21 protein-coding genes are annotated in these 19,355 nt (G+C 59.8%); 6 read left to right on the top strand and 15 right to left on the bottom strand.

Annotated features, from left to right (window positions below):
• Nucleotides 1-18: 18 nt before the first annotated feature.
• From AACY36_RS03780 to AACY36_RS03790, 3 genes are all read right to left on the bottom strand, one after another.
• Nucleotides 19-852, bottom strand: coding sequence for a thymidylate synthase (locus AACY36_RS03780; RefSeq protein WP_339427633.1), 834 nt, complete (start codon nucleotides 850-852; stop codon nucleotides 19-21).
• A gap of 51 nt (nucleotides 853-903) precedes the next feature.
• Nucleotides 904-1,716 (bottom strand): prolipoprotein diacylglyceryl transferase, encoded by an 813-nt coding sequence (gene lgt, locus AACY36_RS03785; RefSeq protein ID WP_339415222.1) that lies wholly within the window; start codon nucleotides 1,714-1,716, stop codon nucleotides 904-906.
• A gap of 65 nt (nucleotides 1,717-1,781) precedes the next feature.
• Nucleotides 1,782-2,564, bottom strand: coding sequence for a sulfite exporter TauE/SafE family protein (locus AACY36_RS03790; RefSeq protein ID WP_339469621.1), 783 nt, complete (start codon nucleotides 2,562-2,564; stop codon nucleotides 1,782-1,784).
• Nucleotides 2,565-2,685: 121 nt separating this feature from the next.
• Between AACY36_RS03790 and AACY36_RS03795 the strand changes: the two genes are divergently transcribed.
• Nucleotides 2,686-3,432: an NRDE family protein gene (locus tag AACY36_RS03795; protein ID WP_339415220.1), complete on the top strand. Its 747-nt coding sequence runs from the start codon at nucleotides 2,686-2,688 to the stop codon at nucleotides 3,430-3,432.
• Between the two features lie 117 nt (nucleotides 3,433-3,549).
• On the opposite strand, the gene ptsP is transcribed toward AACY36_RS03795, so the two are convergent.
• Both ptsP and AACY36_RS03805 read right to left on the bottom strand, forming a co-directional pair.
• Nucleotides 3,550-5,829, bottom strand: coding sequence for a phosphoenolpyruvate--protein phosphotransferase (gene ptsP, locus AACY36_RS03800; RefSeq protein ID WP_339415219.1), 2,280 nt, complete (start codon nucleotides 5,827-5,829; stop codon nucleotides 3,550-3,552).
• 22 nt (nucleotides 5,830-5,851) lie between these two features.
• Entirely contained in the window at nucleotides 5,852-6,331 is a 480-nt protein-coding gene (locus AACY36_RS03805) for an RNA pyrophosphohydrolase (RefSeq protein ID WP_049713461.1), read from the bottom strand.
• Between the two features lie 143 nt (nucleotides 6,332-6,474).
• Between AACY36_RS03805 and AACY36_RS03810 the strand changes: the two genes are divergently transcribed.
• Nucleotides 6,475-7,131: an HAD family hydrolase gene (locus tag AACY36_RS03810; RefSeq protein WP_339415218.1), complete on the top strand. Its 657-nt coding sequence runs from the start codon at nucleotides 6,475-6,477 to the stop codon at nucleotides 7,129-7,131.
• Nucleotides 7,132-7,157: 26 nt separating this feature from the next.
• Here AACY36_RS03810 and AACY36_RS03815 read toward each other — a convergent pair whose 3' ends face one another.
• From AACY36_RS03815 to ilvA, 3 genes are read right to left on the bottom strand one after another with little or no spacing between them, the layout of a single operon-like run.
• Nucleotides 7,158-7,625, bottom strand: a complete 468-nt coding sequence (locus tag AACY36_RS03815; protein WP_339438207.1) for a DUF2269 family protein — start codon at nucleotides 7,623-7,625, stop codon at nucleotides 7,158-7,160.
• A complete protein-coding gene (locus tag AACY36_RS03820; RefSeq protein WP_339415216.1) occupies nucleotides 7,626-8,039 on the bottom strand; it encodes a DUF2269 family protein in 414 nt (137 codons plus the stop codon). It abuts the gene before it with no gap.
• A 40-nt stretch (nucleotides 8,040-8,079) separates the two neighbouring features.
• On the bottom strand, nucleotides 8,080-9,594 hold the full coding sequence (ilvA, locus tag AACY36_RS03825) for a threonine ammonia-lyase, biosynthetic (RefSeq protein ID WP_339415215.1): 1,515 nt from the start codon (nucleotides 9,592-9,594) through the stop codon (nucleotides 8,080-8,082).
• 136 nt (nucleotides 9,595-9,730) lie between these two features.
• Here ilvA and rpiA point away from each other — a divergent pair, with 136 nt between their 5' ends.
• The gene (rpiA, locus tag AACY36_RS03830) at nucleotides 9,731-10,402 is read left to right on the top strand and encodes a ribose-5-phosphate isomerase RpiA (protein WP_339415214.1); all 672 of its coding nucleotides are present in this window, start codon (nucleotides 9,731-9,733) and stop codon (nucleotides 10,400-10,402) included.
• 25 nt (nucleotides 10,403-10,427) lie between these two features.
• Here rpiA and AACY36_RS03835 read toward each other — a convergent pair whose 3' ends face one another.
• The 4 genes from AACY36_RS03835 to AACY36_RS03850 all read right to left on the bottom strand — a co-directional run bounded on the left by AACY36_RS03835 (nucleotide 10,428) and on the right by AACY36_RS03850 (nucleotide 14,657).
• Nucleotides 10,428-11,342 (bottom strand): SdiA-regulated domain-containing protein, encoded by a 915-nt coding sequence (locus tag AACY36_RS03835; RefSeq protein ID WP_339415213.1) that lies wholly within the window; start codon nucleotides 11,340-11,342, stop codon nucleotides 10,428-10,430.
• 120 nt (nucleotides 11,343-11,462) lie between these two features.
• Nucleotides 11,463-12,389 (bottom strand): SdiA-regulated domain-containing protein, encoded by a 927-nt coding sequence (locus AACY36_RS03840; protein WP_339415212.1) that lies wholly within the window; start codon nucleotides 12,387-12,389, stop codon nucleotides 11,463-11,465.
• A 185-nt stretch (nucleotides 12,390-12,574) separates the two neighbouring features.
• Nucleotides 12,575-13,240, bottom strand: a complete 666-nt coding sequence (locus AACY36_RS03845) for a fumarylacetoacetate hydrolase family protein (protein WP_049711056.1) — start codon at nucleotides 13,238-13,240, stop codon at nucleotides 12,575-12,577.
• A 22-nt stretch (nucleotides 13,241-13,262) separates the two neighbouring features.
• Nucleotides 13,263-14,657 carry an FAD-binding oxidoreductase gene (locus AACY36_RS03850; RefSeq protein ID WP_339415211.1) on the bottom strand — a complete coding sequence of 465 codons (1,395 nt, stop codon included), beginning with the start codon at nucleotides 14,655-14,657 and terminating at the stop codon, nucleotides 13,263-13,265.
• A gap of 205 nt (nucleotides 14,658-14,862) precedes the next feature.
• On the opposite strand from AACY36_RS03850, the gene serA reads away from it, so the two are divergent.
• Nucleotides 14,863-16,092: a phosphoglycerate dehydrogenase gene (gene serA / locus AACY36_RS03855; protein ID WP_339415210.1), complete on the top strand. Its 1,230-nt coding sequence runs from the start codon at nucleotides 14,863-14,865 to the stop codon at nucleotides 16,090-16,092.
• A gap of 126 nt (nucleotides 16,093-16,218) precedes the next feature.
• Here serA and AACY36_RS03860 read toward each other — a convergent pair whose 3' ends face one another.
• Nucleotides 16,219-16,659 (bottom strand): DUF4399 domain-containing protein, encoded by a 441-nt coding sequence (locus tag AACY36_RS03860; protein WP_339415209.1) that lies wholly within the window; start codon nucleotides 16,657-16,659, stop codon nucleotides 16,219-16,221.
• Nucleotides 16,660-16,793: 134 nt separating this feature from the next.
• Here AACY36_RS03860 and AACY36_RS03865 point away from each other — a divergent pair, with 134 nt between their 5' ends.
• Nucleotides 16,794-17,288 carry a transporter substrate-binding domain-containing protein gene (locus AACY36_RS03865; RefSeq protein ID WP_339415208.1) on the top strand — a complete coding sequence of 165 codons (495 nt, stop codon included), beginning with the start codon at nucleotides 16,794-16,796 and terminating at the stop codon, nucleotides 17,286-17,288.
• 30 nt (nucleotides 17,289-17,318) lie between these two features.
• Here the strand turns inward: AACY36_RS03865 and AACY36_RS03870 are convergent, their stop codons facing one another.
• Both AACY36_RS03870 and AACY36_RS03875 read right to left on the bottom strand, forming a co-directional pair.
• Nucleotides 17,319-17,813, bottom strand: coding sequence for a DUF523 domain-containing protein (locus AACY36_RS03870; RefSeq protein ID WP_339415207.1), 495 nt, complete (start codon nucleotides 17,811-17,813; stop codon nucleotides 17,319-17,321).
• A gap of 2 nt (nucleotides 17,814-17,815) precedes the next feature.
• Nucleotides 17,816-18,448, bottom strand: a complete 633-nt coding sequence (locus AACY36_RS03875; RefSeq protein ID WP_339415454.1) for a 2OG-Fe(II) oxygenase — start codon at nucleotides 18,446-18,448, stop codon at nucleotides 17,816-17,818.
• Between the two features lie 131 nt (nucleotides 18,449-18,579).
• Here AACY36_RS03875 and AACY36_RS03880 point away from each other — a divergent pair, with 131 nt between their 5' ends.
• Nucleotides 18,580-19,332: a hypothetical protein gene (locus tag AACY36_RS03880; RefSeq protein WP_339415206.1), complete on the top strand. Its 753-nt coding sequence runs from the start codon at nucleotides 18,580-18,582 to the stop codon at nucleotides 19,330-19,332.
• Nucleotides 19,333-19,355 lie beyond the last annotated feature (23 nt).

The raw sequence follows: 19,355 nt of genomic DNA on the forward strand, positions 1-19,355 counted from the left end.
TGACACCGGGGGTAGTCTTCAGATCGCGACGTCAGCCTTGATGCTCGGGTCGGCGTCGTACCCCACGATCTCGAAGTCTTCGAACTTATAGTCGTAGATCGACGCAGGCTTACGCTTGATCACCAGTTCCGGCAGTTTCTTCGGCGTGCGCGCCAGCTGGGTCTTGATCTGCTCCATATGGTTGCTGTACGCGTGAGTGTCGCCGGTGGTGACGATGATCTCGTGGGGGATCAGGTCGCATTGCTGGGCCAGCATATGGGTCAGCAATGCCAGCGCGGCGGTGTTGTACGGCAGGCCGAGGAATACGTCGGAACTGCGGATATACAACTGCATCGACAGGTGACCGTGGTGCACGAATGCCTGGTACAGCAGGTGGCACGGCGGCAGGGCTTGTTTGCCGTTTCGCGCGTTTTCCTGCGGACTCTTGGTCTCGTCCGGCAGGTACTCAACGTTCCAGCCGTGGAACAGGATGCGGCGGCTGTTCGGGTTGGTCTTGAGCGTGTGGACCATGTAGTCGATCTGGTTGATCGTGCCGCCGTCCTTGGTCGGCCAGGCGGTCCACTGCTCGCCGTACACCGGCCCCAGGTCACCTTCTTCGGTGGCCCATTCGTCCCAGATCTTTACGCCGTTTTCGTTGAGCCACTTGATGTTAGTGTTGCCACTCAACATCCAGATCAGCTCGTTGGCGATGCTTTTGAAGTGAAGCTTCTTGGTGGTCAGCAGCGGGAAGCCGTCGGCCAAGTTATGCCGATACTGACGGGCGAACACGGCTTTGGTGCCGGTGCCGGTGCGATCGCCCTTGGTCAATCCATTGCTCACGACGTCGTTCAGTAGTTCGAGATATTGCTTCATTCTGGTACCCGTATCGTTGAAGCCGAGGCTTGGAAACCTCGGCATTCGAATTTAAAGCGCGGTGTTCTTCAAAGGCTGCGGGCGATTGTACGCCCACCACAGCAAGCCCAGGCCGCCGAGAATCATCGGCAGGCTGAGGATTTGACCCATGGTCACCCAACCGAATGCCAGGTAGCCCAATTGCGCATCCGGCACGCGCACGAACTCGACGACGAATCGGAAGATCCCGTAGAACAACGCGAACATGCCGGACACGGCCATGGTCGGGCGCGGCTTGCGCGAGAAAAGGTAAAGGATAAGGAACAGTGCCACGCCTTCCAACGCGAACTGGTAGAGCTGCGACGGGTGGCGCGGCAATTGCGCCGGGTCACTGAACGGCGGGAACACCATCGCCCATGGGAGGTCGGTCGGTTTGCCCCAGAGTTCGGCATTGATGAAGTTACCGATACGCCCAGCGCCCAGGCCGATCGGCACCATCGGTGCGATGAAGTCCATCAGTTGGAAGAACGACTTGCCATTGCGACGGCCGAACCACCAGGCAGCAATCATCACGCCGATAAACCCACCATGGAACGCCATGCCGCCCTTCCACACTTCGAAAATCAGCGTCGGGTTGGCGATGTACGCGGGGAGGTCGTAGAACAGCACATACCCAAGGCGCCCGCCAACGATAACGCCCATCGACAACCAGAAGATCAGGTCGGAGAGCTTCTCCTTGGTCCAGGTCGGATCGAAACGGTTCAGGCGTCGGGAAGCCAGAAACCAGGCACCGCCGATGCCGATCAGGTACATCAACCCGTACCAGTGGATTTTCAGCGGACCGATAGCCAAGGCCACCGGGTCGATCTGCGGGTAAGGCAGCATTGCGACTCCTCGTTAAATCATTCGTTATAGCGCCCGGACCATGCCCGGACGCGATTAAGCCTGCATTACAACAAAAAGTTTAAGCCGACACAGAACAGCAGCCCGGCGAACAACCGCTTGAGCAAACGCGGCGATAATCGGTGCGCCAGGCGTGCGCCGAAACGGGCGAACACCATACTGGTCAGGGCAATGCCCAACAGTGCCGGCAAATACACGAACCCTAGACTATGAGCGGGCAACAGCGGGTCATGCCAGCCAAGAATCATGAAACTTGATGCACTGGCCAGCGCAATCGGCAGGCCACAAGCCGATGAAGTGGCCACGGCCTGCTGCATCGGCACGCTGCGCCAGGTCAGGAACGGTACGGTCAGCGAGCCGCCGCCAATCCCGAAAATCGCCGAAGCCCAGCCGATAAATGTGCCGGCGATGGTCAGGCCAACCTTGCCCGGCACCGTCCGGCTGGCATTGGGCTTGACCTCCAGGGCCAGTTGCACGGCCACCAACAAGGCAAACACGCCGATGATCTTTTGCAGGTGGGGGCCGGAAATCGCCTCGGCGGTCAGTGCACCAAAGCCTGCGCCGATCAGGATACCCACGGTCATCCACACAAAGATCGGCCAACGCACCGCGCCACGCCGATGGTGCTCACGCACGGCATTCACCGAGGTAAAGATGATCGTTGCCAGGGAAGTGCCCACGGCCAAGTGGGTCAGCACCTGCGGGTCAAAGCCCTGCAAGGTGAAGCTGAACACCAGCACCGGCACGATGATAATCCCGCCACCCACGCCAAACAGCCCGGCGAGCACGCCCGCACAGGCGCCGAGCAGCAAATACAGCAGAAATTCCATGGGAGCCCCCAGACCAAGTCCGGCATGTTAACGGATGGAAGGCATGCAACCCAACTGGATACGATGGTACGCCTGCGTTGCTGCCGGTAGAGTGGCAAAAAACACAAAAGGGAATCGCCTGATGTGCCTGATTGTTTTCGCCTGGCGGCCGGGCCACGCCCAACCGCTGATCGTCGCGGCCAACCGTGATGAGTTCTACGCTCGCCCCAGCCTGCCGCTGGCCCAATGGTCGGACGTGCCCGAAGTCTTCGCCGGCCGCGATCAGGAAGCGGGCGGTACCTGGCTGGGGGTGAATGCCGACGGCCGCTTTGCCGCCTTGACCAATATCCGCGACCCGCACCAGCCGCCGGCACGTAAGTCACGCGGGGAGTTGGTTGCGCTATTTCTCAGTGGTTCGCTGCCGATTGAAGAGTATCTGGCCGATGTTAACGGCCGATCGATTGAATATGCCGGGTTTAACCTGCTGGTGGGTACGCGAGATGAGTTGTGGCATTACAACGCCAATCATACCGAGCCGACACGTTTGGAGGCCGGGGTGTATGGGTTGTCCAATGCCGGGCTGGACACGCCGTGGCCCAAGCTGATCAAGGCCAGGGCGGCGTTGAGCGAGATGCTGGAGGACCCGCAGCCTGAGGCGTTGTTGGAGATGTTGAGTGATCCGCAGACGGCGCCGTTTGCGGATTTGCCGGATACCGGGGTGGGCTTGGCGACTGAGAGTTTGTTGTCGAGCCTGTTTATTGCCAGCCCGAGTTATGGGACGCGGGCGAGTACGGCGTTGATCGTGAATGCGGATGGGACGCGGCGGATGGTGGAGCGTAGCTTTGGGCCGCATGGTGGGCGACTTGGCGAGGTCGACCTGAGTTTCTAGACGCCACAAAACCAGTGTGTGCGGGCTTGCTCGCGAAAGCGGTGTATCAGTCACATATTCGACGACTGACACGCTGCATTCGCGAGCAAGCCCGCTCCCACATTTGATCGGTGTTGCTTAGAGGGTCTTCGCGGAGCCCGGGTTGATCATCCGCGTCAGCCCCAAGTTCTTCAGCGCCAGTTGCAGCGAGCTGTGGATAACTTGCGGGTTGTCGATGGTCATCAGCTCCGCCAGCAAATCCTTGGCCATGCTCAATTCAACCTGGCGTAGCATCCACTTGACCTTCGGCAAGTTGGTGGCGTTCATCGACAGGCTGTCAAAGCCCATCGCCATCAACAACACCGCCGCTGCGGGGTCGCCGGCCATTTCACCGCAGATGCTCACCGGCTTGCCTTCGGCATGGGCGTCGCGCACTACGTGTTGCAGGGCTTGCAGCACCGCCGGGTGCAGGTAGTCGTAGAGGTCGGCCACCCGTGGGTTGTTGCGGTCCACGGCCAGCAGGTATTGGGTCAGGTCATTGGAGCCCACCGAGAGGAAATCTACCTGCCGCGCCAGCTCTTTAGCCTGGTACACCGCTGCCGGGATTTCGATCATCACGCCAATCGGCGGCATCGGCACGTCGGCGCCTTCATCGCGCACTTCGCCCCACGCACGGTGAATCAGGTGCAGCGCCTCTTCCAGCTCATGGGTGCCGGAGATCATCGGCAGCAGGATGCGCAGGTTGTTCAGGCCTTCGCTGGCCTTGAGCATGGCGCGGGTCTGTACGAGGAAAATTTCAGGGTGGTCGAGGGTGACGCGAATACCGCGCCAGCCCAGGAAGGGGTTGTCTTCCTTGATCGGGAAATACGACAGTGACTTGTCGCCGCCGATGTCCAGGCTGCGCATGGTCACCGGCAACGGGTGGAAGGCCTGCAGTTGCTCGCGATAAATCGCCAGCTGCTCCTTCTCACTCGGAAAACGCTGATTGATCATGAACGGCACTTCGGTGCGGTACAGCCCCACGCCTTCGGCGCCGCGCTGTTGCGCACGGGCTACATCCGCCAGCAAGCCAGTGTTGACCAGCAGCGGCACACGATGGCCATCGGTGGTCACGCACGGCAGTTCGCGCAATGAGTCGAGGCCCAGCGCCAGTTGTTTCTCTTCTTCAACCACTTCGGCGTATTGCTTGCGCAGCACTTCGCTGGGGTTGGTAAACACTTCACCGCGATGCCCATCGACGATCATGTCGATGCCATCCACTTTGGAATACGGCAGGTCCACCAGGCCCATCACCGTCGGGATGCCCATGGCGCGGGCCAGGATCGCGACGTGGGAGTTACCCGAACCGAGTACCGAGACCAGCCCCACCAGCTTGCCTTCCGGCACTTCGCCGAGCATGGTGGCGGTCAGTTCTTCACTGATCAGAATCGTGTTGTCGGGGTAGACCAGGTTGGTGGTGCGGTCTTCCTGCAGGTAGGCCAGCAGACGGCGACCGAGGTCACGCACATCAGAGGCGCGCTCGCGCAGGTAGGCGTCGTCCATCAATTCGAAACGGTTGACGTGATCGGTGACCACTTGGCGCAGTGCACCCTGGGCCCACTGGCCGGTCTTGATCACCGTCTTGACTTCGTTACCCAGGGACGCGTCGTCGAGCATCATCTGGTACACGTCAAACAGCGCGCGTTCTTCGGGGCGCAACTGAGTCGCCAGCTTGGTCGACAGGTTGCGCATGTCGGCGCGCACGCCTTCCAGGGCGGTCTTGAACAGTTTGATTTCGGCGTCGATGTCTTTGACGGTCTTGTCCGGCACCACATCCAGGTCCGCCGGCGGCAACATCACCACCGCCGTACCGACCGCCGCGCCCGGCGAGCCCGGCACGCCGACGAACTTGGCTTCCTGAATGCCCTTGCCTTCGCGACCCAGGCCGCGAATCGAGCCCGTCGCTTCGGCGTGGGCGATAACCCCGGCCAGTTGCGCGCTCATCGTCACCAGGAAGGCTTCTTCACCTTCGTCGAACTGACGGCGCTCTTTTTGCTGGATGACCAACACGCCGACAACGCGGCGGTGGTGAATGATCGGTGCGCCGAGGAACGAGGCGTAACGCTCTTCACCGGTTTCGGCAAAGTAGCGATAACGCGGGTGATTGGCTGCATGTTCGAGGTTCAGGGGTTCTTCACGCGTCCCCACCAGGCCCACCAGACCTTCATTGGGCGCCATGCTGACCTTGCCGATGGAGCGCTTGTTCAGGCCCTCGGTGGCCATCAGCACAAAACGGTTGGTCTCGGGGTCCAGCAGGTAAACCGAGCAGACCTGGCTGCCCATGGCTTCCTTGACGCGCAACACAATAATCCCCAACGCCGCCTTGAGATCCTTGGCGGAGTTAACTTCCTGGACGATCTTGCGCAGCGTATTGAGCATGGCTCGGGGTCGAACTCCGTCGTCAGTCGCGCGCTAATAGGCGCGGGGCAAGCTCTTTGAGAGCGCGACGATAAACTTCGCGCTTGAATGTCACCACCTGGCCCAACGGGTACCAATAGCTGACCCAGCGCCAGCCATCGAACTCCGGTTTACCGGTCAAATCCATCCGCACCCGCTGCTCGTCGGAGATCAGGCGCAGGAGAAACCATTTCTGCTTCTGGCCGATGCACAGCGGTTGGCTGTGGGTACGCACCAGGCGTTGCGGCAAACGATAGCGCAACCAGCCGCGGGTACACGCCAGAATCTGTACATCTTCACGCTCAAGGCCGACTTCTTCATTCAACTCACGGTACAAGGCGTCTTCAGGGGTTTCGTCGGGGTTGATTCCGCCTTGAGGAAACTGCCAGGCATCTTGGTTGATTCGGCGAGCCCATAGCACCTGTCCGGCATCATTCGTAAGAATAATCCCGACATTAGGACGGAAACCATCGGGGTCGATCACGGCAACAACCTCGCAAACGCATGTCGCCGCATTGTTCCACAAAGGTTGTTCCAGCGGCAACGAGGCTTCTTACCTTATGTGCACTCTTGTGAAAAGACCGTATTCTGGACGCCTTTTTACAGACTTTTCAGCGAGTAACTGCAATGCGCCTGGCTTTATTCGACTTGGACAACACCCTTCTTGGCGGTGACAGCGATCACGCCTGGGGCGATTACCTCTGTGAACGCGGGATTCTCGACCCCATCGCCTACAAGGCGCGCAACGACGAGTTCTACCAGGATTACCTGGCCGGCAAGCTGGACAATGCCGCCTACCTGAACTTCAGCCTGGAAATTCTCGGCCGTACCGAGATGGCCCAACTGGACGAGTGGCACAATGACTTCATGCGCGACTGCATCGAGCCGCTGATGCTGCCGCTGGCCGCTGAACTGCTGGCCAAGCACCGCGCCGCCGGTGACACGCTGGTGATCATCACCGCCACCAACCGTTTCGTCACCGCGCCAATTGCCGCACGCCTGGGCGTGGAAACCCTGATCGCCACAGAGTGCGAGATGGAAAACGGCCGCTACACCGGGCGCAGCACCGACGTGCCGTGCTTTCGCGAGGGTAAGGTGACACGTTTGAATCGCTGGCTGGCAGAGACCGGGTTCAGCCTGGAAGACAGTTACTTCTATAGCGACTCGATGAATGATTTGCCGCTGCTGGAGCAAGTGACTCATCCGGTGGCAGTGGATCCGGACCCGAATTTGCGGGCTGAGGCTGAACAGCGTGGCTGGCCGGTGATTACCCTGCGCAGCTGATCTGTATGAGCGGGCTTGCCCGCTCACTACATCGGCTTGGCGACCATCAGATAGAAAATCACCATGAAGGCCAGGAACGCCGGCCACCCCAGGCCCAACCACCCGCGCATATAGGTCGCGGCCTTGATCGGCATTGCCGTGCCCTCCCGCAACGCCTGCTCTGCCATCTTGTGTACGCGAATCTGCAACCACACCACCGGCAACCAGCAGATCCCCGCCAGCACATACAAACCGAACGTCCACTGCAACCAACTCTGCTGCAGCGACCAGCCCGCCAGATGCATCAAGCCAATCCCGCTCAACGGTTGGAACAGCGCCGCGGTCGCGGTAAACGCCCAATCGGCGAACACCAGGTGCTTGAAGGTCACGGCAATCACTTCAACGTTGCCGGTACGCCAGGCACGCAATGCGTAGTAAGCCGAGCCCGCGCCCAGCCCGAACAGAACGGTCGACGAGAGGATATGCAGGGTTTTCAGCAGCAGGTAGGCACTCATTCAGACAGGCTTGGCACCCATCAAACCGGCAATTGCTACGAACCCCACCAGGCTGATTACCGCCAGCACCAACGTGAAGTTCAAGCTGCCGCCCTCGCCCTTACGCAGGCGATTAAGCCGCGCCACCAGCCAGAACCACGCCAGCGCCGCCACGGTGTAGAGGATGCTGGAACCGAGAATCCAGGTCTGACCTAGCGGCCAGCCGGTCAGGTGCACCAGCCACCAACCGGTAAACGGCATGCTGACGACGCAGATGCCCATCAATAACCAGACCACCACCCAAGGGCGTTGCAGGGTCACCGCCGGGCCGGCGCTGCGTTTGCGCCAGGCCAGCAGCGCCAAGCCCAGGCCGCTGAGCAGCAGCAATACGGTGGCCGCGATGTGGATAACTTTCAGGGTGGTCAGGGTTTCCATGTGTCGTCTTCCTTAAGGCCGCCCCAATCAGCGTAGTCGCTCATCCGAGGAACAGTGTGTAGGCCGGGTTATCGCTTTCATCCCAGTACGGGTAGCCGATGGCTTCCAGGGCTGCCGGTACCAGGTGGCGCTCGTCCGCCGGCACTTGCAGGCCGGCGACCACACGGCCATCTGCTGCGCCGTGGTTGCGATAGTGGAACATCGAGATGTTCCAACGCCCGCCCAATTTGTTAAGAAAGTTGAACAAGGCGCCCGGACGCTCCGGGAATTCGAAGCGAAACACCACTTCATTGCTGACGTGGGCCGCATGGCCGCCGACCATGTGCCGGATGTGCAACTTGGCCAGCTCGTTCTCGGTCAGGTCCAGCACCGGAAAACCCTGGCTGATGAGGCTGGCGATCAGCGCGCTGCGCGGGTCGGTTTCCGGGTGGGTCTGCACGCCGACAAAAATGTGTGCCTCACTGCCGGAGTGGAAGCGATAGTTGAATTCGGTGATCTGGCGCTTGCCCACAGCCTCGCAGAACGCCTTGAAGCTGCCGGGCTTTTCGGGGATGGTCACGGCGATGATCGCCTCGCGACCTTCACCCAGCTCGGCACGCTCGGCCACATGGCGCAGGCGGTCGAAGTTGACGTTGGCGCCGGAATCGATGGCCACCAGGGTCTGCCCGGTAACGCCACGGGTCTCGACGTACTTCTTGATGCCTGCCACGCCCAAGGCGCCCGCGGGTTCGGTGATGGAGCGGGTGTCGTCGTAGATATCCTTGATCGCCGCACAGATTTCATCGGTGCTCACGGTGATCACTTCATCGACGTAGTCCTTGCAGATGTCGAAGGTGTGCTGGCCGATCTGCGCCACCGCCACGCCATCGGCAAAGAGGCCCACGGTCGGCAGTACCACGCGTTCGCCAGCCGCCATCGCGGCTTGCAGGCAATTGGAGTCGTCCGGCTCGACGCCGATGATCTTGATCTCCGGGCGCAGGTATTTCACATAGGCCGCAATACCCGCGATCAGCCCGCCGCCGCCCACCGGTACAAAAATCGCGTCCAGCGGCCCTGGGTGCTGGCGCAGGATTTCCATCGCCACGGTGCCCTGCCCGGCAATGGTGTGCGGATCATCGTAGGGGTGAATGTAGACGTAGCCTTTTTCGTCGACCAGTTTCAGCGAGTAGGCCAGAGCTTCCGGGAAGGAATCGCCATGCAGCACCACTTTGCCGCCACGCGAGCGCACGCCTTCGACCTTGATCTCCGGAGTGGTCTTGGGCATGACAATAGTGGCTTTCACCCCCAGCACCTTGGCCGCCAGGGCCAGGCCCTGGGCATGGTTACCCGCCGACGCCGTGACCACACCGCGCGCACGTTCCTCGCTGGTCAGTTGGGTCAGCTTGTTGTAGGCGCCGCGAATCTTGAACGAGAACACCGGCTGCAAGTCTTCACGCTTGAGCCAGACCTTGTTGCCCAGCCGCTCGGAAAGCTGGCGGGCGGTCTGTAACGGAGTTTCTACGGCGATGTCGTAAACGCGCGAGGTGAGGATCTTTTTGACGTACTGTTCAAGCATCGGCGGAAATCACTGGGCGGGATGGGCAGGGCCAAGGAGTCTAACCCAGCGTTTGGCCGGGCGACCACACGAATCAAGAGGTTTTGTTGGGTTATACTCGCGCCCCTCTTTACTCCCCGCCCGTTCCGGAGCCCGCATGACCCAGGATCAACTCAAACAGGCAGTGGCCCAGGCCGCCGTCGATTTAATCCTTCCTAAACTCGACGACAAGAGCATCGTCGGTGTCGGCACCGGCTCCACCGCCAACTGCTTTATCGATGCACTGGCTCAGCACAAGGGCGCATTCGACGGCGCCGTGGCAAGCTCCGAAGCCACCGCCGCGCGCCTCAAGGGCCATGGGATTGCGGTGTATGAGCTCAACACCGTGAGCGACCTGGAGTTCTACGTTGACGGCGCCGATGAAAGCGACGAACACCTGAACCTGATCAAGGGCGGCGGCGCAGCCCTGACCCGCGAGAAGATCGTCGCGGCCGTGGCCAAGACCTTTATCTGCATCGCGGACGCCAGCAAGCTGGTGCCGGTACTCGGCGCGTTCCCGTTGCCGGTGGAAGTCATCCCGATGGCGCGCAGCCACGTGGCCCGCGAGTTGGTGAAACTGGGCGGCGACCCGGTGTACCGCGAAGGCGTGTTGACTGACAACGGGAATATTATCCTCGACGTGTTCAACATGCAGATCACCAATCCGGTGGCGCTTGAGACGCAGATCAATGCGATCGTTGGTGTGGTCACCAATGGTTTGTTCGCGGCGCGTCCGGCGGATGTGTTGCTGCTGGGCACCTCGGAAGGTGTGAAAACCCTGAAGGCCTGACGCGTTTAAATGTGGGAGCAGTGCTTCAGAGACTTGGTTTCTTGAACACATAGAACAGGTTCGGCTCGCTGGTCAGGTACAAGTTACCGTCATCGTCCATCGCGATCCCTTCCGCCTGAGGCACGCGCTTCTTCAGGCCATGGCGCCCGTTCAGCAGAGAAAGACTGCTCAACGGGCGACCGTCGATATCCAGTTCCAGCACCAAAAACGACTCATCCGACAGCGCCAAGAGATGGCCGCTGCGCTCGTCGTATTGCAGGCTCGACAGGTCGCGCACAAACAGCCCGGCGTCACGCTTGGGGTTGTTGATCACGTGTACCGAGTAGGTTTTTTCCGCTTTGAAATGAGGAAACCCGTGGACCTCGTAGATCAGCATCGGGTCGCGTTCCTTGGCGACGAACAGGCGTTTGCCCACCGAGTCGTACGCCAGGCCTTCAAACCCTTTATTGCCGCCAACGTGCAGGCCCAGCGTCATTTGCTCCGCATCGGCGGCATCGAGGAATTGGGTATCGTCATCCACATGTACCTTGATCAAGCGCTGCTGGCGCTCATCGCTGATGACATAAGTGTTGTCGCTGATAAATTCCACCGCCTCGGCATCGCCAAATCCCACCAAGGGAATACGCCGCAGGATCTTGCCCTCCAGGGAAAGCTCGATCAGTTCGGCGTTTTTATTGGTGACGGTAAACAGGCTTTTGCGCACTGGGTCGTAGGTGAGGGCCGAGACGTCGTCGTTGAGCCCCTCGATCACCTGGGCCTCCAGGGCTACCCGGTAGTCCGCCAGGCCGATGGAGCGCTCATTCGCCGGCTGGCGCCACACTTGCCAGTTGAACCAGGCGCGCTCGAACAGGCGAAAATGCTGCGCAACGACCCCGGCGCTGACCAGGGCGATCAGCGCAAGAATAAAGAACATAGGTTTGGGGCGGGCTAGTCGTCGCATCGGAGGGGCTCAAGCTCAAAAGTGGCGAATGAATATCAGGCCTGCCTGAATTTAAACTTAAACGCCCCCCAGTGTCTGGCGAATGCCGCTGATAGAGAAATATCCGACGTAATCGGTACGCTATTTCTGCTTTTCGAAGCGATAGAACAGGTTTGGCTCACTGACCATGTAGAGCGTGCCGTCGTCGTCCATGGTCACGCCCTCTGCACGGGGAATGGTGTTTTTAAGGCCGTTGAAACCGCCGAGCAAGGTCATGAAGCTGACTTGCTCGCCCTTCTCGCCCAGCTCCAGCAGCAGGTGGGAATCAGCCGACAGCACCAGTAAATGGCCGGTCCGCGGGTCGACGGCAAGGCCCGAGAGGTTACGCATATCCAGCTCGGTGCTGGCGAGCTTTTGCTTGCTGCCGACCAGGGCTTGGCTGCCGTCGCTTTTCCAGGTAAACAGTGCCGGCGGGCGTTCCTCACCGAACACCAGTTGCTGGTTAAGGTTGTCCCAAGCCACGCCTTCAAACGCTTTGTTTTGATCCTTGGAGGGGCCCAGGTCGTAACTCGGGAAGTCAGCCTTGTTCAATTGCTGAGTGGTGGCGACGACCTTGACGAGAGTCACCGTGTGCTGGCGCTCATCGACCACCGCCATCAAGCCGTTTTCCATCACGGTGATACCTTCCGGGTTATCCCAGCCATTGAGCGGCATCTTGCGCAGCACATCGCCTTGCAGGCTCAACTCGACGAGGAACGGGTTTTTGCCCATCACAGAAAACAGGGTTTTGGTCTGTGGGTTGTAGGAGACGTCCGAAGCTTCATCCTTCTCCATCCCCGGCAAACGCTTGCCATCGATGACGGCATGATAGTCCGGCAGCCACACGCTCTCTTGGCGCTCGGCGGGGGTTTCGAAGCGTTCGAGTATCCACAGTACGCCGCGATCATCCCAGTGCAGGGCCCAGGCAACGCCATACACAATCACGCCCGTCAGCAATAGCCAAGAATACCAGCGCAGGGCAAAGCGGGAACGCAGCTTGGGGGTGACGGTAGGCAGGGGCACGGCCATTGGGTGCTTTTTCCGGAAAGTCAGCGTTAGGTGGTAGCACAGGATCGAGGTGCCCGTGTGCAAGTGGCTGAGGATTATCCGGATGGCGTGTGAAAAAAATGCAAAGACCTGAAAACTCCAGGCACACACAAAACGCTGTGGGAGCCGGGCTTACCCGGCTCCCACATGTGGACTGTATTCAGTTTTTAGCGAACGCTGCTTTCGAAGCGATTCACACCCGACAGTTCCAGCACCAGCTCATCACCCACATTCAGCGGGCCCACGCCGGCCGGGGTGCCGGTGAGGATCACATCACCCGCTTGCAGCGAGAAGCAGCCGGCCATGTGCTGGATCATCGGAATGATCGGGTTGAGCATTTGCGCGCTGTTGCCATCCTGGCGCACTTCGCCATTGATGGTCAGGCGGATGCCGATATCGGTCACGTCCGGGAACGTACTGCCCACCACGAACGGTGCGATGACTGCCGCGCCGTCGAAAGACTTGGCGATTTCCCACGGCAAGCCCTTGGCTTTCAGCTCGGCCTGCTTATCGCGCAGGGTCAGGTCCAGGGCCGGAGCGAAGCCGGAGATGGCGTCCAGCACTTCTTCTCGGCTGGGCTTGTTCGACAAAGGCTTGCCGATCAATACCGCGATTTCCGCTTCGTAATGCACCGAACCGCGCTCGGTTGGAATGCTGAAACCACCTTCCAACGGCACCACGCAACTGCCCGGCTTGATGAACAGCAACGGCTCGGTAGGGACCGGGTTGTCCAGTTCCTTGGCATGTTCGGCGTAGTTACGCCCGATACACACCACTTTACCGACCGGAAAGTGGATGTTGGTGCCGTCGACATACTTGTGCTGGTAGCTCATGAAACGACTCCTTCAGGGGCGGTTAAACAGCGAATATCTTGCCGGGGTTCATGATCCCGCTCGGGTCGAACACCGCTTTCACTGCTTTCATGTATTCGATTTCAACCGGCGAGCGGCTGTAGGTCAGGTAATCGCGCTTGGTCATGCCCACACCGTGTTCAGCGGAGATTGAGCCGTTGTACTTCTCGACGGTTTCAAACACCCACTTGTTCACGGTGGCGCACTTGGCGAAGAACTCATCCTTGCTCAGGTTTTCCGGCTTGAGGATGTTCAGGTGCAGGTTGCCGTCGCCGATGTGGCCGAACCAGACAATTTCGAAATCCGGGTAGTGTTCGCCGACGATCGCGTCGATTTCCTTCAAGAAGGCGGGTACTTTGGAGACGGTGACCGAGATGTCGTTCTTGTAAGGCGTCCAGTGGGAAATGGTCTCGGAGATGTACTCGCGCAGTTTCCACAGGTTGTGCAACTGGGTTTCGCTCTGGCTCATCACGCCGTCCAGCACCCAACCCTGCTCGACGCAGTGCTCGAAGGTCTCCAGCGCGTGGTTGGCGACTTCTTCGGTGGTGGCTTCGAATTCCAGCAGCGCGTAGAACGGGCATTCGGTTTCGAACGGTGCCGGCACGTCGCCACGGCCCATGACCTTGGCCAAGGCTTTGTCGGAGAAAAATTCGAAGGCGGTCAGGTCCAGCTTGCTCTGGAACGCGTGCAATACCGGCATGATCGAGTCGAAATCGGTGGTACCCAGCACCATGGCCGTCAGGTTTTTCGGCGCACGGTCCAGGCGCATGGTGGCTTCAACCACAAACCCCAGGGTGCCTTCAGCGCCGATAAACAGCTGGCGCATGTCGTAGCCGGTGGCGTTCTTGATCAGGTCTTTGTTCAGTTCCAGCACATCGCCCTTGCCAGTGACGACCTTCATGCCGGCCACCCAGTTGCGGGTCATGCCATAGCGAATCACCTTGATCCCGCCGGCATTGGTGCCGATATTGCCGCCAATCTGGCTGGAACCGGACGAAGCGAAGTCCACCGGGTAGTACAGGCCGTTTTCTTCGGCGACGTTCTGCAATTGCTTGGTAACCACGCCCGGCTGGCACACGGCAGTGCGGTCAGTGAGGTTCACGTCGAGGATCTGGTTCATATAGTCGAACGACACAACCACTTCGCCGTTGGCCGCCACAGCGGCTGCCGACAAGCCAGTACGCCCACCGGACGGCACCAGCGCCACCTTGTGCGCATTGGCCCAACGCACGATGGCCTGGACCTGCTCAATGGTCTTGGGAAAGACGATGGCGGTCGGCGCGGGTGCAAAATGCTTGGTCCAATCCTTGCCGTAAGCCTCCAGGGAGTCTGCATCGGTCAGCACTTTGCCGGGCTCAACCAGGGTCTTCAGCTCATCAATCAGGGCAGGATGGGTCATCGACAGAACTCTCGAACAATTCATGGTCATCCTGAGAACGCTTCACGTCGCAGGAATAGGTGTTTAGCGGGGCGCGTATGCTAGCATACCGCCCCCGCAGGACAGAGCCCAAGGGCGTTTCTGCGGTGACGGCTTTCCTGCCGTCCGGGTCAGCTTACTCGATCCGATTCCCTGCCATTTTTCTCCGGGATACAGGTTTACGCAGATGAGCAAGACTTCTCTCGATAAGAGCAAGATCAAGTTCCTTCTTCTGGAAGGCGTCCACCCATCGGCTGTCGACGTTCTGAAAGCTGCCGGGTACACCAGCATTGAGTACATCACCAGCTCTCTGCCGCAAGCCCAGTTAAAGGAAAAGATCGCCGACGCGCACTTTATCGGCATTCGCTCCCGCACTCAGCTGACCGAAGAGATCTTCGAACACGCCAAAAAGCTCGTGGCTGTCGGTTGTTTCTGCATCGGCACCAACCAGGTCGACCTCAACGCAGCGCGCGAGCGCGGCATCGCGGTGTTCAACGCGCCGTACTCCAACACCCGTTCCGTCGCGGAGCTGGTGCTGGCCGAGGCCATCCTGCTGCTGCGCGGCATTCCTGAGAAGAACGCTTCCTGCCACCGTGGCGGCTGGATCAAGAGCGCAGCCAACTCCTTCGAAATCCGCGGCAAGAAGCTGGGTATCGTCGGTTACGGCTCGATCGGCACTCAGCTGTCGGTACTGGCGGAAGGCTTGGGCATGCAGGTGTTCTTTTACGACACCCTGACCAAGCTGCCATTGGGCAACGCCACGCAAGTGTCGAGCCTGACCGAACTGCTGGGCATGTCCGACATCGTGACCCTGCACGTTCCGGAAACCACTGAAACCCAGTGGATGATCGGCGAGAAGGAAATCCGTGCCATCAAGAAAGGCGGCATCCTGATCAACGCGGCGCGTGGCACCGTGGTCGAGCTGGACGCCCTGGCCGACGCGATCAAGGACAAGCACCTGATCGGCGCCGCCATCGACGTGTTCCCGGTGGAGCCGCGCTCCAACGACGACATCTTCGAAAGCCCGCTGCGTGGCCTGGACAACGTGATCCTGACCCCGCACATCGGTGGTTCCACCGCTGAAGCCCAAGCCAACATCGGCCTGGAAGTGTCTGAAAAGCTGGTCAAGTACAGCGACAACGGTACGTCCGTTTCCTCGGTCAACTTCCCGGAAGTGGCGCTGCCGGCTCACCCTGGCAAGCACCGTCTGCTGCACATCCACCAGAACATCCCTGGCGTGATGATGGAGATCAACAAGGTCTTTGCGGAAAACGGCATCAACATCTCCGGTCAGTTCCTGCAGACCAACGAGAAGGTCGGCTACGTGGTCATCGACGTCGACGCCGAGTACTCGGACCTGGCGCAAGAGAAGCTGCAGCACATCAACGGGACCATTCGTAGCCGCGTGCTTTTCTAGAGCGGTGGTTAGGGTCCGCTGCAAGCAACAAGTTTCAAGCGGCAAGCCAAGAGCTTTTACTTGCAGCTTTTAACTTGCCGCTTGCAGCAATAAAAAAACGGGAGCCCCGCAAGAGGCTCCCTTTTTTTATTTCACATTAACCGTGATGACTTTCGAGGCTACAGTCGGGTTGAACTGCATGTGCAGCTTATCGCCGGCCACCAGTTGCAAGGTGTGCTTGCCTGGGGTGAGGGTCAGTTCGGTTTCGGTCTGGGCCTTGCCGTAGTGGATCACGGTGTCGGTGGCCGGGATGGGCATGCTGGCGTCAGGCAGTTCTTTTTGGTCGACTAGCAGGTGGTGGTGGCCAGTGCCTGGCGTCTGGTCGGTGGCAGGCGCGAGTTTCAAACCTTCCATGCCGAATTTGACGGTGAAGGTTTTATCGACAGTAGCGCCGTCTTTTGGCGAAACGATGAATACTTTGGCGCCTTCAGGCGGCGCACTGCGCGGAATACCGTCTGCGGCGGTAGCCAACATAGACGCACCCAGCATCAAGGAGGCCAGGGTGGCACGGGACAAAAGGGCTTTCATTCGCTTCTCCAGTTTTTCTATGAAATCTGTAGGTTTATGACAACTTCGCGACAAATTGCTGTCCAAGACACTCAACACCTTAGCAAAGCGATGCTGAACGGCGCCTCGCACATCTGAAATTTCTAGGAGTGACCATGCGCTTTTCGCTTGGCCTGTTACTGCTGCTTCCCCTTCTGAGCCCCTTGGCTCACGCCGAACTGGTCGATGATGTGTTCGACCGTGGAGAATTGCGCATCGCCCTTGAAGCCAACAACCCGCCGTTCAACTTCAAGGAAGACGACAAACTCACCGGCTTCGAAGTGGAACTGGGTGAGCAACTGGCCAAAGAGATGGACGTGCGCTCGTCATTTATCACCACCAATGATGCTGACCTGTTGCCCGGTGTGGAAAGCGGCAAGTACGACGTGGCAATCAACCATATCGCTATGACTGCCGAGCTGCAGGATCGGTTCGATTTCAGTGAGCCTTACAACGAGAAGCCTGAGCTGGTCATCCCGTTTCAGAAAGGTAACCCGGCGTTCAAGGCGAGTCTGGATAAGGCGTTGGGGCGGGTGAAGGCCGATGGCAGATTGAAGGCGTTGGCCCAGAAGTGGCTTGAAAGCGAGACCCCGGTAGCCAAGGCACAGTGATTTTCGGATTTGACTCAGTCAATGTGGGAGTTACACAGGTTTCGATAACCGCGCCAGCGCTACTAGCGCCTCAGGCAACTCCAACTCACTGAACACCTGCACGCCATGCTGTTTGAGCAGCGCCGCCGTCACGCCTTCGCCGCTCACCTTCACGCCGCTGAAGGTGCCGTCGTATGTCAGCAAGTTTCCACAAGACGGGCTGTTCGCCTTGAGCACGGCGATGCGGATGTTGTGGCGCTGCACCAGCGCCAAGGCCTGGCTGGCACCATCGAGAAAGGCAGCGCTGAAGTCTTCGCCCTCGGCAGTCAGCACCTGGGCGCGGCCTTCCCACACCTCTACACCCTGCCCGCCCGAGATTTCGGCGGGTGGACGCGGCGTTGGCAATCCACCGGACACTTCCGGGCAGATCGCAACCACTCGCCCTTCGGCTTGCCACGCGGCCAGTTGGTCGAACGGCCCGCTGGCCGCGCCGTCGTAGCGCACCTTGTGCCCAAGCAGACAACGGCTGATCAGAATCTTTTCCATGCTCAAAACGGCTCGTTGCCACGCCGGCGAAACCAGCCGGTGAGGGACAGGCGTTCGCGCGTAGCGGGCATGACTTCGTGGGGCACCTCGCCCGACAGGAACACCACCAGGCTACCACCGGTGGGCACCACATCGTATTCGACGCCGTCCTTGAGGTACATGCGCAACTGGCCACCATGCTCGGGCAGCCAGGCGTCGTTCAAGTAGATCACGGCCGAGACCATGCGCCTATCGTCGTCACGGAACCGGTCCAGGTGCTTGAGGTAAAACGCGCCCGGCGGGTACATCGCGAAGTGGCTTTCGAAGTCTTCGAGACCGAGAAACAGGCCACGGTTCATTGCCAGGCGCAGGCTGTCCATCAATTCCATATAGGTGTCGCAGACTGCTGCATCGCCCTCTTCCAGCCACTGGATATGGTCACCGCGAATACCTTCGCGAATCTCCTGGGCCGGTCCGCGCCCGACCGCCGCCGGGGCCAATTCACCTTCGGCCGCACGTTTACGGCACTCAGCCGCCAGTTCCAGGGTCAGAGCCTGGAGCAGGAAGCCGTCTTGTCGGGACCAGCCTTTTTCGGCCAGGTCGTCGACAATGCGTTGCAACAGCGGGTGATCGAGGGGTATTTGCATGGCGCGCATAGTATCCATACGCCTGTGAATCCGACAGAGCCGCCGAGCGCCTGAATACACTTTAGTCAGGTGACCGATAGGACTTCTCGACAAATCCTACGCCCGACACGGACAATAGTGGCCGACCGACAGGAGTCCATATGCGTCGTTTGTTTTTTTCCTTGCTGATGTTCTGCGTTTTGCCCGCCTGGGCAGACGGCCATGACCAGTTGTACAAGGTCGCCGGCTGGGCCGAACAACGTGCGCATTTCAATGACGCCCTCAGTGCGGCCCAGCAACGCTACCGCAACAGCCTGCCGCCAGCGGTGTACCAGGCGCTGGTGGACAACAGCAATAAACGCTTTGCCGCCCAGGCCATGGACCAGCGTGCCGAGGTGCAATTGCGCAAGAACCTGGCGGACCCGAAGCCTGCCCTGGCGTTTTTTAAATCGTCCTTGGGCCGCAAGATTGTCGCCGCCGAGTTGCTGGCGACGCGCCGCGACCAACTGGCGAAAAACGCTCAGGGCCTGCCAAAAATCCAAGCCGACGCCACCCGCAGCCTGATCATTGGCCACCTGGCCCAGGCCTTGCCAGCCCGTGAGGCCGGTGCGGAAGTCAGCCTGGCGATTGCCGGCGTGGCGGCCGACAGCCTGAGCCAGATGATCCCCGGGCTGTTGGGCGGCGGCCAGGCGCTGGGCATGTTGAATGGCCAGCGTGAGCGGTTGATGCAGCAGATCGACAAGGATCTGAACAACACGCTGCTGTACGTTTATCGGGATTTGTCTGACCCGGAGTTGGAAGAATTCGCTACGTTTGCGGAGTCGTCGGAGGGTAAGGCGTATTACCAGGCGGCATTGGCTGCGATTCGCGCAGGGCTGGCAGTCGGCCAAAGCACCTCAAGTCTGACCCAGTAATATGGGAGCTGGCTTGCCAGCTC

Origin of the sequence: Pseudomonas sp. EA_15y_Pfl1_P101, assembly GCF_963970835.1 — a bacterium.
GTDB lineage: Bacteria > Pseudomonadota > Gammaproteobacteria > Pseudomonadales > Pseudomonadaceae > Aquipseudomonas > Aquipseudomonas tritici.